We start from the raw sequence: 761 nt of genomic DNA on the forward strand, positions 1-761 counted from the left end.
CGGCCTCGACCATGCGCCGGGCCTTGTTCAGCTTCGGCGCCAGGGTCATCTTCGGATCTTCGGCGGTGCCGAACACCGCGGGGCTCAGCTTACGCGGTCCGGGCGGCACCCAGTAGACGACCTTGCCCGGGTCCTGTTTGACAACGCGGTCGGGGCTTTTGCTTTGATCGGCGGCCGTCGCCTGGTCGGCACCGGCGTTGACACAAGCGGCCAGTAAGCCGGCAGCCGCGACGCTGAGACCGCGAGCCGTGCTACGGTAGCGAACACCCTGCTTATCGGTCATGACGCTAACCTCCCTTTATTAAAGTTTCTCAGCGGACCCGTCGAAGGACGGGCATCCGTCCATTCGGCACACCAACAAGCAGAAAGGTTTAGCGAAACCGTCTTCACTCCTTTCTAAGTCGAACGTGATGAAGGGTGAGGACGCGTGACCATGTTTCGAGTGCCATGCTGCCCATCCACGTGAAATCGTCTTGTTTGCTCGACAGGCGGGCACGAGTGTTGCGGTCCATCTCTCGTCTACAGGAATCGTCCGGGTGACTGCTCACCCCCACCGGTGAGTAGGTCAGGCGGCGGCCGGTAGAATAACGGATTGGCCAGCAAGGACGCGCCGAATGGCGGCGAGCGGGCTCAAGCCGTATAGGCGGCCGGTGTCGACGACGGAGCGCACGCCGGCGTAGAAAGCAGCGCCCCATTCGGCGTTAAAGCCTTGCGTGATCTTCCTGAAAATTACGGCCGGGCGGAGGTAGCGCTCGCTGGCG

The 761-nt window shown here is 62.4% G+C and carries 1 protein-coding gene and 1 pseudogene; both read right to left on the reverse strand.

Annotated features, from left to right (window positions below; genetic code table 11):
• Positions 1-283 (reverse strand): hypothetical protein (locus CKO28_RS27785; protein WP_200344788.1); only part of this gene is annotated, 283 nt, incomplete at its 3' end.
• Positions 284-565: 282 nt separating this feature from the next.
• Positions 566-761, reverse strand: a pseudogene (locus CKO28_RS28175) (IS66 family transposase); the annotation flags it as partial.

The organism is Rhodovibrio sodomensis (genome assembly GCF_016583645.1).
Classification (GTDB): Bacteria; Pseudomonadota; Alphaproteobacteria; order Kiloniellales; family Rhodovibrionaceae; genus Rhodovibrio; species Rhodovibrio sodomensis.